This is a genomic window from Streptococcus parasanguinis (assembly GCF_032163505.1).
Classification (GTDB): Bacteria; Bacillota; Bacilli; order Lactobacillales; family Streptococcaceae; genus Streptococcus; species Streptococcus parasanguinis_V.
Map to the genome: position 1 here is coordinate 674118 of NZ_CP134147.1, position 13907 is coordinate 688024.

General features: G+C 41.5%; 15 protein-coding genes and 2 pseudogenes. 16 read left to right on the forward strand and 1 reads right to left on the reverse strand.

Annotated features, from left to right (window positions below; translation table 11 throughout):
* Positions 1–79: 79 nt before the first annotated feature.
* Positions 80–2044: a peptide ABC transporter substrate-binding protein gene (locus RIN70_RS03515; protein ID WP_313790681.1), complete on the reverse strand. Its 1965-nt coding sequence runs from the start codon at positions 2042–2044 to the stop codon at positions 80–82.
* A 258-nt stretch (positions 2045–2302) separates the two neighbouring features.
* Here RIN70_RS03515 and RIN70_RS03520 point away from each other — a divergent pair, with 258 nt between their 5' ends.
* The 16 genes and pseudogenes from RIN70_RS03520 (at position 2303) to RIN70_RS03595 (ending at position 13907) form a co-directional block, all read left to right on the forward strand.
* Complete coding sequence (locus RIN70_RS03520) at positions 2303–2632, forward strand: PadR family transcriptional regulator (protein ID WP_023917534.1); 330 nt, start codon at positions 2303–2305, stop codon at positions 2630–2632.
* Complete coding sequence (locus RIN70_RS03525) at positions 2626–3426, forward strand: hypothetical protein (protein ID WP_313790682.1); 801 nt, start codon at positions 2626–2628, stop codon at positions 3424–3426. Before RIN70_RS03520 ends, RIN70_RS03525 begins: the two co-directional genes overlap by 7 nt.
* Positions 3423–4253, forward strand: coding sequence for a hypothetical protein (locus tag RIN70_RS03530; RefSeq protein WP_155199407.1), 831 nt, complete (start codon positions 3423–3425; stop codon positions 4251–4253). The genes RIN70_RS03525 and RIN70_RS03530 overlap by 4 nt, the downstream gene beginning before the upstream one ends.
* 236 nt (positions 4254–4489) lie before the next feature.
* Entirely contained in the window at positions 4490–5881 is a 1392-nt protein-coding gene (locus RIN70_RS03535) for an APC family permease (protein WP_313790683.1), read from the forward strand.
* A gap of 104 nt (positions 5882–5985) precedes the next feature.
* Positions 5986–6222, forward strand: coding sequence for a DUF2829 domain-containing protein (locus RIN70_RS03540; RefSeq protein WP_000141913.1), 237 nt, complete (start codon positions 5986–5988; stop codon positions 6220–6222).
* Complete coding sequence (locus tag RIN70_RS03545) at positions 6215–6913, forward strand: 3-oxoacyl-ACP reductase (RefSeq protein ID WP_313790684.1); 699 nt, start codon at positions 6215–6217, stop codon at positions 6911–6913. Before RIN70_RS03540 ends, RIN70_RS03545 begins: the two co-directional genes overlap by 8 nt.
* A gap of 30 nt (positions 6914–6943) precedes the next feature.
* Positions 6944–7273, forward strand: a pseudogene (locus RIN70_RS03550) (hypothetical protein); the annotation flags it as partial.
* Between the two features lie 177 nt (positions 7274–7450).
* The gene (locus RIN70_RS03555; RefSeq protein WP_006596735.1) at positions 7451–8020 is read left to right on the forward strand and encodes a PepSY domain-containing protein; all 570 of its coding nucleotides are present in this window, start codon (positions 7451–7453) and stop codon (positions 8018–8020) included.
* Between the two features lie 89 nt (positions 8021–8109).
* Positions 8110–8784: a response regulator transcription factor gene (locus tag RIN70_RS03560; protein WP_003006182.1), complete on the forward strand. Its 675-nt coding sequence runs from the start codon at positions 8110–8112 to the stop codon at positions 8782–8784.
* Positions 8756–10114, forward strand: coding sequence for a sensor histidine kinase (locus RIN70_RS03565; RefSeq protein WP_313790686.1), 1359 nt, complete (start codon positions 8756–8758; stop codon positions 10112–10114). Before RIN70_RS03560 ends, RIN70_RS03565 begins: the two co-directional genes overlap by 29 nt.
* 329 nt (positions 10115–10443) lie before the next feature.
* Positions 10444–11004 (forward strand): immunity protein, encoded by a 561-nt coding sequence (locus RIN70_RS03570; RefSeq protein ID WP_313790687.1) that lies wholly within the window; start codon positions 10444–10446, stop codon positions 11002–11004.
* A gap of 31 nt (positions 11005–11035) precedes the next feature.
* Positions 11036–11662, forward strand: coding sequence for a hypothetical protein (locus RIN70_RS03575; protein WP_195623265.1), 627 nt, complete (start codon positions 11036–11038; stop codon positions 11660–11662).
* Positions 11663–11728: 66 nt separating this feature from the next.
* Positions 11729–11866: a hypothetical protein gene (locus RIN70_RS03580; protein ID WP_195623264.1), complete on the forward strand. Its 138-nt coding sequence runs from the start codon at positions 11729–11731 to the stop codon at positions 11864–11866.
* A 329-nt stretch (positions 11867–12195) separates the two neighbouring features.
* Positions 12196–12744 (forward strand): hypothetical protein, encoded by a 549-nt coding sequence (locus RIN70_RS03585; protein WP_229099252.1) that lies wholly within the window; start codon positions 12196–12198, stop codon positions 12742–12744.
* 113 nt (positions 12745–12857) lie between these two features.
* A pseudogene (locus tag RIN70_RS03590) lies at positions 12858–13388 on the forward strand (DUF6707 family protein); the annotation flags it as partial.
* A gap of 39 nt (positions 13389–13427) precedes the next feature.
* A complete protein-coding gene (locus RIN70_RS03595; RefSeq protein WP_195623261.1) occupies positions 13428–13907 on the forward strand; it encodes an NUDIX hydrolase in 480 nt (159 codons plus the stop codon).

Below are 13907 nucleotides of genomic sequence, written 5' to 3' on the forward strand. Positions count from 1 at the left end.
TAGAAATAAGATGAAACATACAACATTTTGTTAGCACAAAAAACACCGAGGATTTTATCCTCGGTGTTTTCTTTCGTGATTATTTCACGTGTTTTGCAAGTTCTTCTTGCGCTTTTTTGTTTGATTCTTCTTTTTCTTTCAACCAATTCTTATAAGTTTTTTCGTAGTCAGCCGTTGTGACTGTCTTGTCTTGCACTTTCTGGTATTTGAAGAAGCTTGTTTCACCTTTAATACCAATTGCAGAATTTGCTGCTGAGAATGGCGTTACCTTCGTGATAGATGGCACTCCACCCTTAGAGTAGATTGGAAGTACCATTGCGTTTTCAGTCAACCAAGCTTGGGCAGCAGCGTATTTTTCATAACGCGCATTGGTATCCAATTTTTCAGCATTAGCAGCATCCAACAATTCTTTGTATTGGTTCAAACCAATTTTTTCGATGAGCGCTTGGTCTTTCTTAGGATCAAGTCCCATACCAGTCAAGGTTGAACCATCTGTTGGGTTCAAGATATCCAAGTAAGTAGATGGGTCTTGGAAGTCAGGTCCCCAACCAGTGATATCCATGTCAAAGTCTTTTTGATCTGGTGATTGGGCGAAGTAAGTAGCGTTGTCTGCATCGTCTGTAGACAATTTTTGTACATCGATCACGACATTGTCTTTACCAAGAGCTGTTTCAATAGAACTCTTCATAGAGTCTGCTTGTTGGACAAGAGCATTAGAAGATTGGTCTACGACATAGTCGATATGGATTGGGAATTGAACACCTTGTGATTGCAATTCAGCCTTCGCTTTTTCAAGTTCCGCTTTGGCTTTATCCGCATTATGCAAGCTATCTTGCGCGTCAGCAAAGCTCACACCTTTCCACTCATCTCCTGTTGCGGCAAGTTTTTCTTCAACGAGAGTACCGAAGTCTTTCCCGTCTGCTTGCACAAATGTCGGTGGAACTAGAAGGGTACGTAGAGTTTTTGATGCTCCGTCTTTCCCGTTAACTTGAGCGCTGTAGGAAGTTCTATCCAAAGCGAAGTTCAAAGCTTGACGGAAGTTTTTGTTTTGAAGGGCTGTCTTCGTGTTGTTCTTTTGCTCATCAGATGTCTTCTTCGTATGGCCGTAATTTTGACGGTTGACGTTGAAGTAAGCGTAGTAAACAGTAGAATCTTGTGGGGAATAAACGATGTTATCCTTGAATTTCTTCTCAATCGTACTGTAGGTTGAGCTTGTTGGGAAGAGACGAGCAGTAGATAGGTTACCATCTGAGAAGTTACGAGCAAGGTAGTCTTGGTCGGATCCATCGAAGTAAGTTAATTTAACGGTATCGATGTGAACATTTTTCTTGTCGTAGTAATCAGGGTTCTTTTCCAACTCGATTTGTGATTTTGAAGTGAAGGACTTCAAAATGTAGGCACCATTGTAGAGGATCCCATTTGGTTTCACGCTACCGAAATCTTTCCCAGCTGATTCCAAGAATTTTTCATTAACTGGCATCATGGTAGCAGTCGTCAATTTAGAATTCCAGAAAGATTCAGGTTGGTTCAAAGTATATTGAAGAGTGTGATCATCAACAGCTTTGACTCCAACAGTTGAGAAGTCTTTGGTTTTTCCGTTCACATAGTCATCCAAGCCTTTGACTGAGTTTTGAACCAAGTAAAGTGCATCAGATTTTTTATCTGCTACATATTTCAGAGATGTCACGAAATCTTTTGCAGTGACGTCAGCGTATTCATTTCCTTCTGAATCATACCACTTCGCGTCTTTTCGAAGCTTGTAGGTATAAGTCAGACCGTCTTTTGAAACAGACCAGTCCTCAGCAAGAGCAGGCACTAGGTTACCGTATTGGTCGTTTTCAAACAAACCATCGACCAAGTTGGTAGTAATGTCGCTTGTAGTTGAACGATTTGAAGTCAAATAGTTCAAGGAATCAGGGTCTGTACCATACACGTAGTTGTAGGTAGTCCCTTTTGACGCATTAGAAGATGAGCCACATGCAGCAAGGAAAAGCGTTGAAGCCGCGGCGACACCTGCTAAAAGAGCAAGCTTCGATTTTTTCATATTCGTGTCTCCTTTTGAATAATTTTAATTATTATACTCCAATCAATTTATAAAATAAAGTGTTTTTTGAACTTTTTTTGTATATTTACACACCAGTATACAGTGAAAGCCTTGATTTTAAAGGATTTTTAGGGAATAAAATTTTTTTAAAAATGTTACTATTTTGCTTTACATACTAGTTGAGAAAGAGTATACTGATAGTGAATAAACTAGTATGTAAAACAAACTAGTGAATATGTGAAGAAAGAGGTGAGAAGGATGAAAGAGTCCCAATTACTAAAGGGAGTCTTGGAGGGCTGTGTGCTGGAGATTATTTCCAAAAAGGCCATTTATGGCTACGAATTGATTCAAAGTCTCAAAGAGATGGGATTTGATAAGATTGTCGCTGGGACCATTTATCCCCTACTTCAAAAATTAGAAAAACAAGGAATTATTCATGGGGAAATGAGGCCGTCTCCAGATGGTCCTGATCGTAAGTATTTTTCACTCAGTGATGCTGGAAAAGAGCGTTTAGGGGAATTTTGGGACCAGTGGCAGGAGCTAGTCACAAAAGTAGAACGTATCAAGAAGGAGGGGGAAGAATGGTAGAAAGTTATACAGAAAAAATGTCAGATGAATTGATTCATTTAAACAAAGAGGATCAAGCCTATGTGAAAAAAATGGTCGCTTATATTGGGGCTAAGTCCTATTTTTATGATGATGAAGCACTCGGTGAACAACTCTACAATATGGTTTGCGACCTAAAAGTTGCTGAGAAAGAAGGCATTCGGGCAGTGGATTATTTTGGAAAGGATCCACGGGCTATGGTGGACCAAGTTCTTTCAGATTTGCCTAAACGCTCTTTAGGATCTTATGTGGGACTCGTCTTCCTACTTGGAGTGATCTTAGTTGGCATGCGTTATTTAATGGATTTTACCTGGATGACGCCACTGAAAATAGAACCCCTGACCTATGTTGTTATTTTATTCAATTTCCTGGTGTTTAGCCAGTTCATCACGTGGCTTTGGTCCAAACAGAGCTATGGTGAAATGAAGTGGTCTTGGGCTATTTTTATCAGTGTGATCTGCCTGATGGTATTTCTGAACATCGTACGACTATTTTCGATCTATTTTGGCCACATTGGGAGTCTCTTCTTATCAGATGGTTGGGCGGTTGTTCTTGCTGTCCTAGACCTATTTGGGTTTGCGGTTATGGCTTATAGAAGCAGGGAGCGTTTGATAACGAGTCTACTAGTCATGGGCCTGACTTTCCTAGTTACGGGATGCTGGATTCGTCTTGTGAATCAGGAAACTGCTCACTTATTAGGCTGGCTACTTCCTCTCATAGGACTAGTCCTGACCTTCGTTGTATTTCGTCTCCAAAGAAAGGGGGAAGAAAGATGACATCAGTTATTTATTATGAAGAAACGCAGGTTTTGGTTCAAACCTTTAGCCAGGAGGACCAAGCTTATTTCCAAGATCTATGGGATTATTTCAATTTCGCCGGTTTCTTATATGAGGAGAAGGCTTTGAGAGGGCAGGTCTATAATTTAGCACTAGACTTTTCGCAAGCAGAAGCGGATGGCTTGACAGCAAAGGACTATTTTGGTCTCGATCCAAAGGAAATGGCAGACCAAATCATCGAAAATATGCCCAAAGAATCGACGCGATCTGTTTTGAAATATGGGGCTATCATCTCGGGAATTGTGATTTTCTATCGCCTCTTAAGTGATTTTGCTTCGCAAGCAGTCCTGGTTATTAAACCACTCGTCTATCTAATGGATGGTATTTTAGGGCTCCTAGCAATTAGGCTACTATTCTATCTCCTTCGTCGCCTCATTTTTGCAGAAGAAAAGTCGAAAAAAGCTATCCATGTGGCAATCGTTTTGGTTCTAGGAGTCTATTTCGCTAGTGAGATCGTGGGGGTCCGTTTCTTACCAGCACTTGCTTGGTTGACAGTGCCGAATCCATGGGATACTCTCCTTATGACAGGAGCTAGTGGCGCTCTCATTCTTTGGCAATGGAAAGAAGAGCTTGGCAAAGCCTTCGTCTTTCCTATCGTCGCCTTTTTAGTGGTTGGATTCTTACATCGTTGGACCTTGGCACAAGGAGTTCAGAATCTTGGTATGACAGTTCTTCTGCCCACAGTGATCATCATCTTTGGGCTGGTTATTTATTATTGGTTTACGATTCGTTCTTTGAAAAAGAATAGGACGGAAAGTGATAAATAGAAAGAAAAAGTGGGGCTGGGACAAAAGTCCTGGCCTCTAAATTGTCTTTGGATTGTCGAGCAAGACGCAGTGGTTGAGTGGGCTCTACTACGCTGATTTCATCAGCTTTTACAGCCCTACTCAACTGTGCGGAGGTGGGACGACGAAATCGAATTCTAACGAATGACCGATTTCTTTCCCACTCCCTTTTCTGATCCAAGTATGATAGAATAAACTCAATAGATGGGAGAATATACATGAATCTATTTCGAAAAAAAGCTTTGGGACAGGTTCACCCAGGGTTAAACCGCCATTTACGGTTGTGGGATTTAATTATTTTAGGAATCGGTGCCATGGTGGGGACAGGGATCTTCACGATTACGGGTACTGCAGCAGCGAATTTAGCTGGTCCAGCCTTGATTATTTCGATTGTGATTGCGGCTTTTTGCGTCGGCTTATCTGCCCTCTTCTTTGCAGAATTTGCATCTCGCATCCCTTCAACCGGTGGGGCCTATAGTTATCTCTATGCCATCTTTGGAGAGTTTCCCGCCTGGATTGCCGGTTGGTTGACCGTGATGGAATTTATGACAGCCGTATCAGGGGTGGCCTCAGGTTGGGCCGCGTATTTCAAGGGCTTGTTGGCCAATCTTGGCTGGAGTCTGCCGATGGCTTTAAACGGGACTTTTGATCCAGCTAAGGGAACTTATGTGGATCTCTTGCCTATTTTGGTCATGGTCCTCGTAACTGCCTTAGTCCTTATGAATGCAAAAGCGGTCTTACGTTTTAATTTCTTGCTGGTCTTACTCAAGTTCTCCGCTCTTGCCTTGTTTATCCTTGTGGGGATTTTTCACCTAAATCCTGGCAACTGGGAAAACTTTTCTCCGTATGGATTTGGCAAAATTTATGGTGGTCAGACAGGGATTATGGCTGGAGCTTCGCTCATGTTCTTTGCCTTTCTTGGTTTTGAGTCCATTTCCATGGCGGTCGACGAAATCAAGGAACCACAAAAGAACGTTCCTCGCGGGATTGTCCTCAGTCTTTTGATCACAACCGTTCTTTATATCTTGGTCACCCTGGTTTTGACCGGTATGGTTCCTTTTAAGAACTTAAATGTAGAAGACGCGGTTGCCTTTGCCCTCCGTCAGGTCGGCGCAGGATGGGCAGGGAATTATGTATCGCTGGTAGCGATTTTGACCCTGATTACCGTCTGCATTTCGATGACCTTTGCCCTCTCACGGATGATTTACAGTTTGGCGCGGGATGGCCTTTTGCCAAAAGCGATGAAACAGCTCGATCCTAAAACCAGAATTCCAAAAAATGCGACCTTGGTCGCTGGATTGATGGCTGCCATTGCTGGTGGAGTTTTTCCGCTAGCTAGTATCGCTTCCTTTTTAAATATCTGTACCTTGGCTTACCTGGTTATGTTGGCCTTCGCTCTCTTGAAATTGCGCAAGGAACACGGGGCTCCTGGACCTGGTGAATTTAAAACGCCTTTGGTTCCGGTTTTGCCAATCCTATCGATTGTGGTCTGTGTGTCCTTTATGACCCAGTATTCTCTATCGACCTGGCTGGCCTTCGGAGTTGCTCTCTTGATTGGGATAGGAATTTATTTTGGCTATGGGTATCGCCATTCAGAAGAAAATAAATAAAAGCTGAAAGCTAGAGTAGAAGAACTCTGGCTTTTTGTATAGGGAAAGCTCTTTTTTTGGTATAATAAAGGGAGAAAGTTAAATAGATAACAAAGGAGAACACCATGACATTTGAAGAGATTTTACCAGGATTAAAGGCCAAGAAAAAATATGTACGAACAGGATGGGGTGGAGCAGAAAACTATGTCCAATTGTTTGATACCATCGAGCAAAATGGAGTGGCTCTGGAAGTGACACCTTATTTCCTCATTAACGTGTCTGGTGAAGGCGAAGGCTTTTCCATGTGGAGTCCAACTCCCTGTGATGTTCTAGCGACAGATTGGGTGGAAGTACATGACTAAACGGGTCTTGATCACAGGCGTGAGCTCCGGGATTGGTCTGGCGCAAGCTCGTTTGTTTTTAGAAAAGGGCTATCAGATTTATGGAGTGGACCAAGGAGCGGATCCTCAGTTGCCAGGCGATTTTCACTTCTTACAGCGAGACTTAACCTTGGATTTGACACCAATCTTCGACTGGTGTTCTGAGGTAGATGTCTTGTGCAATACAGCGGGAGTATTGGACGATTACAAACCGCTTCTTGAGCAAAGCGCTCAGGAGATTCAGGAGATTTTTGAGATCAACTATGTTACTCCGGTAGAGCTGACACGACATTATCTGACTCAAATGTTGGAGAAGAAGCAAGGGATCATCATCAATATGTGCTCCATTGCTTCTAGCCTTGCAGGCGGAGGTGGGCACGCCTATACCTCTTCTAAACATGCCTTAGCAGGATTTACCAAGCAATTAGCTCTAGACTATGCTGAAGCTGGGATTCAGGTCTTTGGCATTGCTCCTGGTGCAGTTAAGACTGGTATGACCGCTGCTGACTTTGAACCAGGTGGTCTGGCAGATTGGGTAGCCAGTGAAACACCTATCAAACGCTGGATTGAGCCAGAGGAAGTGGCAGAAATCAGTCTCTTTTTGGCCAGTGGGAAGGCCTCTGCCATGCAGGGACAAATCCTGACCATTGATGGTGGTTGGAGTTTGAAATAGAGAACTGAGAAAGCAGGAGGTTAAAGCACGCACGAATATGATTTTGGTTTTTCCTTACCGAAAGGATATCAGGTATTTCTTGATGACTTAGGGGATCAGCCAGGTTATGACATTGGTGAGACAGGTATTTGTCTCTATGCTAAAGAAGATCTTACCGAACGCAATCAAACCTACCAGATTGATGAGGATGAACCAGATTTCTTTATGATCGGTCAAGATGGGGATCTGGCCTATTTCCTCAAAAAGAATGGGGACGATAGCATTTATGAAAATGATCTAGGTGCGCTAGGTTCTCTCGAAATGCAAAAGGTAGCTGAATCAATTACAGACTTTATTAATCAGATCTTGCAGGAGGAGTAAGATAGAAATAGAAAGGGGACTGAGAAAGATAGCTGCAAAAAGCTCGTCGATTTACTCAGTCTTTTTTAAAAAATTTTTTAAAAAATCTTTTCTCATTCATTTTGGATTCATCTTTCTTAGATAAAATAGAATCATCAAGAAGAACTTGATAAGAAAAAAAGAAAGTTGGTAACTAACATGAAAAAATCAATTAAACAAAAAGCCGTTGCAAGTCTCGCAATCTTCTCTCTATCAACTGCCGCTCTAGGCTCTGTAGTAGCCTTTGCCGATACTGGAACAAGTAAAAAGACTACTTCTTCAACAGTGACTGCATCTGTCACCCTTGCACAAGCTCAAGAAAAAGCTCTGAAAGAAGCTAAGGGTGGAAAAGTGATTGGCTACGAGCAAGAAGAAAAACATGGAAAAGCAGTGTATGAAGTGACCATCTTGGATGGAAAAAATGAAAAAGAATATAAGATCGATGGCCAGTCTGGTGCTATCTTGAAGTCAAAAACTAAGGATCTGAGTCAGGATCGTGAAGATCAGCAATTAATCGGAGCAAGTGTTCAGTTGGACTTGGCTAAGGTAGAGAGCCAGCTGAAATCAAAATACTCGAATGCTAGTATCGAAAAAGTAGAGTTAGATGTAGAAGATGGTAAACTTGTCTATAGCGTTAGCTTGCGAGAAGGCAATCAAAAAATTGAGTTAGAGTTAGATGCCAATACAGGTACCGTATTGGAAGAAGATGTGGAGCTGGATCACGATTAACTAGAGTAAGATCTCGACTAGGCTTTTCCTAGCCGAGATTTTTTATGGAAGCATGGTATAATAAGGGAAGAAATTTGGAGTAAGTGGCTATGAAAGTATTAGTGATTGAAGACGAAGTAGATTTGAATCGTAGCATCGTTAAATTACTGAAAACCCAGCAGTATAGTGTTGATGCGGCCTATGATGGTCAGGAGGCCTTGGACTACATTCGTGTGTCCCAGTATGACGTGATTATTTCAGATATTATGATGCCGCAGCTAGATGGTTTGGGGGTGTTGAGCTACTTGAGAAATCATCAGATTAAGACCCCAGTTCTGATGCTAACGGCTAAAGATAGCCTAGAAGACAAGGTAACAGGACTGGATGCTGGTGCAGACGACTACTTGGTCAAACCCTTTGAATTTGATGAATTACTGGCTCGGATTCGCGTCATGCTGAGACGAAATAATCGAGAAAACTTGACCAACCTGGTCCAATTTGGTGACTATTCCTTAGACCTGGCAAAAAAGACCATCCAACACAAGGGTGTTTTGGTTGACCTGACTTCCAAGGAGTATGAGTTACTAGAGTGTCTGGTGCGCCATCCCAATGTGGTTTTAAGTCGGGAACAGATTCGTGAGCATATTTGGGATTTTGATTATGTTGGAGAGTCTAATATCATTGATGTTTTAGTCAAGAATATCCGCAAAAAATTAGGTAATCCATCGATTATTCAGACAAAAAGGGGGATGGGCTATGTTTTCAAAAATGAAGAAGGACTCTAAGTCTCCCTCCATCGTTTCTAAGGTGACATTGTGGTATACCCTCTTTGTTTCTTTTCTCTTTGTTCTTATATTTTGTGCTTCTTTTATCATTTCCGGAGCCTGGTCCAGCTATAGCTCACGTGGGGAACTGGAGCAGAAGACCATGGAAGTAGCTTCAGACCTTGAGGAATTTGAGCCCTTTGATGACGGCAATTATTTTGCACTCTACAATCAAAACATGAAGTTGGAGCAGGGTGCTCTGCCAAGTGGCTTTGATATCAATGCTGGCTTTGAGTCTGGGAAATTGTCGACGTATACCTCTTCCCAAGCAACCTATTATTATTTTGATGTCTATAATGAAAGTGAGGGCAAATGGATACGGGGCGTGCGCCTTGCTTCTGGTCTAGGAAGAGAATTAAGTATCTTTCTTCTTTCCTTGGCCATTCTAGCTCCTCTGTCCATCCTTGGGATGGCCTGGGGTGGACGTCGGATCCTTCGTAAGGCCTTTCTGCCGATCAGAGAGGTGACCCAAATGGCAGAGGAAATTGCAGAGAGCGGAGACTACAGTAAGCGCGTGTCGACCGAGCATCAGAAGGATTATGTAGAAACGTCTCGTCTTACCAAGGTCTTTAATAATTTGATTTCTTCTGTTCAGTCGACTTTTGAGAAAGAAAAGCAATTCAACCAAAATGTATCCCATGAGTTGCGGACCCCTCTGTCAGTCATCGTTTCGGAGAGTGAGTTTGGCTCCAAATATGCAGATAACCTAGAGGAGACCAAGGAATCTTTGACGGTCATTCATCGGCAGGCTAAATTAATGAAATCGATGACCGAGCAGATCTTGGAAATATCCAAGACCCAACACCTGCAGTGGTCGGATTTAAAACCCGTTTGTCTATCAACCCTGGTGTCAGATTATTGTCAGGGACAGGAAAGAAAGTGGGGCGAAAGCCCCATAGCCTTTGAAGTGAGCATTCAGCCGGACCTCTGGATTCAGGGGGATGCTGTTTTGGTCACTCGGATGCTGGATAATCTATTGAGCAATGCAGTGAAATTTACCAAGACCAAGGTTGCCATCCACTTGGTGGCTAGTCCAGCTGGTGCTGTTCTCAAGGTAGCGGATGATGGTATTGGGATAGCGCCAGACCATTTGAGCAAGATTTGGGATCGCTTCTATCAGGTGGAGGATTCTCGGAACAAGGGCCTCAATAGTGGTATCGGACTTGGGTTGTCCTTTATTAAGGACATTGCAGACCTCCATCGAGCAGAGGTGAAAATCATCTCTGAAGAAGGAAAAGGAAGTCTCTTTCGTGTGACTTTCCCACAGATCCAGGACAAGACTTCTGTCTAAGACGGTTGATTGAGCGATCAGTATGGGTTGAAAAGGGAAAATAATAAAGTGAAATAATAAGGATAAAATGAGTCTAGTAAAACCGCTAGGCTCATTTTCTGTTTTAGCTTTATGGAAAGGGAATCTTATGGTATGATAGCCTAAAAGGGACCTGTAATATGGAGGTCAAATAAAAAGTAGATGGATTATCTGTTGAGTCGGAAGGATTGCCAATGGGCCTGGGATGATTATTTTGAGGATGTAGCTAAGTGTTTGGAACTGGACTGGGCACTTGACTAGTTCTTATGTGAATAGTATCAGAGCTAGTTAGCAGAAGAAAGGATAGAAAAATGACAGTTACTATTGATGAATTAGTGAAGGAGCTTGGTTTTTGTGTGGTGCCTACAAAGGAGAAACCATTTCGTCTGGATGAGGTCCGTTTCAACCTTTTGGCATATTTAGAGGATTATTCCAAAATGGGATTTTCTTTTGTCAAAGTAGCTACTGATCTAGTAAAACTAAGGAAAGAGCAAGAGAGTTATAGGCTTTTTGGCCAGTGTTTTTTAGGATTTTTTGTGATTGGAGAAGAGGAGCAAATCTTTTTACTTTGCAATCAAGAAGGAAGGGAAGTTTTTCAAGAAGCGAGGATTTATGTCAATTCTTCCTTACATACTTTTGTTTCCTCTTATTCGCTCTTTCTATCAAGTATCTTTCTTTTGAAAGCAAAGTTTTATGAGATTGAGCAAGATGAAGTCGAAGAGATTGCAGTAAACTTGAAGAATCAAGTACTTGCCTTGGAAAAGCCCCTTGAACAAGAATTGCCCTTCTGGGAGCACATGGCCTATTTGATAGAAGACGATGGAATCGTTCTAAGAGATGATCTCTTTCATATCCTGAACAAAGAACAGTAAATTCAACTGGAAATATAAAGAGGATTTAAAAATGGACTATGTAGATGAGTTAACTTCAGGACGTACGCCCTTGGTAAAAAAGGCAGCGAAAAAAATTTTAAAGGGTAAACTAAAAGGATATGGACCATTTTTGCATCAAGCCTTGGAAGGCGAGATGGAAAAACCTAAATCATGGGAATCACAAATGTACTTACTCTACGCCATGGCCGCAACGGATTGCACAGAAGAAGTCCCCTATCTCAAGTCATTGCTGCTGAGAGATATTCCAACACCCGTAACCTACCGCTCTCTAGCAGTAGCGATTGCTTATCTAGAAAATATAGAAACAGTGAACTTGTCTTTCGTTTATGAGTCCTTGGAATCGAATAACTTCTCGCAAGTTGCAGGTGCTTGTGCTGCTATTTATATGAAAAAGATAGTACTTAAAGATGATGATTTTAACAAAATTATGTCTTATGTAACTCAGCCTAAATACCTTGAGCATATTGGCAAAGTCACAAATCCATTTTTATTTATTTTAGCAGCATCTTATTTATATCCAGAACAGAATCGCCAGAAAATTGTAGACTTTTCTCGTCAGTTCGATATATCTATCGTCAAGGACTTAATCAATGACGTTACAAAAGGAAAGGACGGCAGGAGGGTCAGTCTATTCTAAAATCTCCTTAAAGAGCGAAACAATAACTCTTAAAAACAAGACTTTTATTCCAAGGGGATTCATAAGGTGAATGGACGATTAGAGTTGCTCTTTTTAGAAAAGAAGGTTGAATTCAATTTTATAAACCAAAATGATGTGATGTTATCGGGATCTTCTGACCTTATTAGAATTGCTGAGATTGGTCCTGTGAAAATAGATACTTAAAGATGTATTCCTAGCTTATTTGCGAAGATTCAGGATGATCAAAGAATCCCCCATTACCAGGAGGGACACCACGACTATGGGAAAAAGTGAAGGAAGAGCACAAACATTAGACCTTGACCTAAGGATAAACCCTTCTACAAGAAAAACACTGCGAGACCACGAATATGAAGTTACAGTTTTTTGAATTAGATAAGCCCTATGTGGAAAATCAACAGAGGATTGAGGAGCTGATGGACTCCGCTACGCTAACTTACGAGGAAGCTAGAATTGAGGACTATCGACAGAATTGGAAAGACCTGCGAAGAGCGTTCGTATATGAATCCAAATGTATGACCTCTATGGTAGAGCGCTTTTTCAAACCAGTTGTGACCAAGGATTGTTGGAAAATCATCGTAGAATGTGTAGATACGATTAGCAATCCAGCTATCATGAACCTACTTGGTGTCTATACTGTTCAGGTCTTATTTGATTTTTCTAGCTATAAAACCTTGAGTCCATTGGAACAGAAAAAGCTGCTCTTAGAGGCCTTGGTAAGAGGGGTAAAGCGCGTGTTTCAGGAGCTCTCCATTCCTTGCTCCTTGATAGAGGATGTAGTCAATGAAATAGAGAAAAACGATTATGAAAATAGCTGGGAGTGGAAAAGGAAGAAGATCCAATCCACTACCTATTCCATTCAAGTGGAGCATCAGCTGGATAAGGTGGAGTTGTTTTGGAAGATAGAGCACAAGGACAAGAGCATCCGTCAGTTGATTCAATCCTGCCCTGCTCACGAGATGGACTATGGGACTAAGCTTGGTAAACTGGAAACAAAAGGGAACTTCCTTTATCTGTTGGATAAAGAGAATGAGGTTGTGAGCAAAATTTCTGTTTCAGAATGATGGAGCAAGAACAATGAGTGACATAAAAAAGAGATTATCCTTATTAAAAGTAGAAAAACGAATCAAGGGTTTGAAGGGGATTAAGAATGTCTATTTTTTGACCGATAAACCTAAAGAATAATAAAACCCAAGCTAGCTATCTCGAATCGCTGAACCATCTGGCCTATTTACTTTATTTGGATGGTCAAGAGGAAATGGCTAAGGAATTATTAGATCGTATCATACAAGTTCCATTTGAAGGGAATTAAAACACTTGGACCTTTGTTGATGGCTCTCTGGCTTTATTGGCCTATCTGGAAAGAGAGGCAGAAAATCAGGTAATCGTCTATAAAAAGCTTCTTTTATCTCCATTAGAACAAGGGGAGGAATCCACTCAAAACATAAGAAGGAGAGTTCATCAGAGATTTTTGAATGGTGATAGCTTGGAGCAAAAGCTTGTAAAAATCGAGCAAGCTTCAAGTCCTGAATCGGAAATGGAACGCCGTCTGCTATTCTTAACAGATCTACTGAAAATTTACCTCTTTATCACTGAGTCAACTTGTGAAGAGACAGATATTCAGGAAAAAATTGAAGAGAATATGGAGATACTAAAGAAGTATATCAAGGAGCATGAAATCTATAGCCTCTTTCCTTTTAAGGGATAAGGTGAGCTAGCAATCTTGGATTTTTAGAAAGAGTGGAATATGGAAATCAAAAATCACTTTGGTGTATATGGAATCTGTCTTCAAGACGGGAAATTGCTTTGCATTGAGAAAACGAGAGGACCTTATCAGCATCGTTTTGATTTACCGGGTGGTAGTCAAGAACCAGGTGAGGGGCTGACAGAAACTCTCAAGAGAGAGGTTCTGGAGGAGACAGGCTATACGCTTAGCCAGTATTCAAATCCTAGGATGTATGACGTGCTGGTTCAAGAAGAGGGGAAAGATTTCTCAGTACATCATATCATGGCCTTTTATGATATCGTACTCGATTTCGAGAGCTCTCAACAATTCCTTCCTCAGGAGGTTCTTGATGGAAGCAATGATTCAGCAAATGCAATTTGGCTTCCTATCGAGCAGATTACCCAAGAAAATGCCTCACCCATAGTATTGAAGGTGAAGGCAGAGTTACGAGGATTTCCAGAATTAGAACTGACAAGCTATTGGAATTGGAAGGTAAAATAG

Coding starts and splice junctions, on each gene's coding strand:
- RIN70_RS03515 (WP_313790681.1), bottom strand. CDS start 2,044: ATGAAAAAATCGAAGCTTGCTCTTTTAGCAGGTGTCGCCGCGGCTTCA.
- RIN70_RS03520 (WP_023917534.1), top strand. CDS start 2,303: ATGAAAGAGTCCCAATTACTAAAGGGAGTCTTGGAGGGCTGTGTGCTG.
- RIN70_RS03525 (WP_313790682.1), top strand. CDS start 2,626: ATGGTAGAAAGTTATACAGAAAAAATGTCAGATGAATTGATTCATTTA.
- RIN70_RS03530 (WP_155199407.1), top strand. CDS start 3,423: ATGACATCAGTTATTTATTATGAAGAAACGCAGGTTTTGGTTCAAACC.
- RIN70_RS03535 (WP_313790683.1), top strand. CDS start 4,490: ATGAATCTATTTCGAAAAAAAGCTTTGGGACAGGTTCACCCAGGGTTA.
- RIN70_RS03540 (WP_000141913.1), top strand. CDS start 5,986: ATGACATTTGAAGAGATTTTACCAGGATTAAAGGCCAAGAAAAAATAT.
- RIN70_RS03545 (WP_313790684.1), top strand. CDS start 6,215: ATGACTAAACGGGTCTTGATCACAGGCGTGAGCTCCGGGATTGGTCTG.
- RIN70_RS03555 (WP_006596735.1), top strand. CDS start 7,451: ATGAAAAAATCAATTAAACAAAAAGCCGTTGCAAGTCTCGCAATCTTC.
- RIN70_RS03560 (WP_003006182.1), top strand. CDS start 8,110: ATGAAAGTATTAGTGATTGAAGACGAAGTAGATTTGAATCGTAGCATC.
- RIN70_RS03565 (WP_313790686.1), top strand. CDS start 8,756: ATGTTTTCAAAAATGAAGAAGGACTCTAAGTCTCCCTCCATCGTTTCT.
- RIN70_RS03570 (WP_313790687.1), top strand. CDS start 10,444: ATGACAGTTACTATTGATGAATTAGTGAAGGAGCTTGGTTTTTGTGTG.
- RIN70_RS03575 (WP_195623265.1), top strand. CDS start 11,036: ATGGACTATGTAGATGAGTTAACTTCAGGACGTACGCCCTTGGTAAAA.
- RIN70_RS03585 (WP_229099252.1), top strand. CDS start 12,196: ATGACCTCTATGGTAGAGCGCTTTTTCAAACCAGTTGTGACCAAGGAT.
- RIN70_RS03595 (WP_195623261.1), top strand. CDS start 13,428: ATGGAAATCAAAAATCACTTTGGTGTATATGGAATCTGTCTTCAAGAC.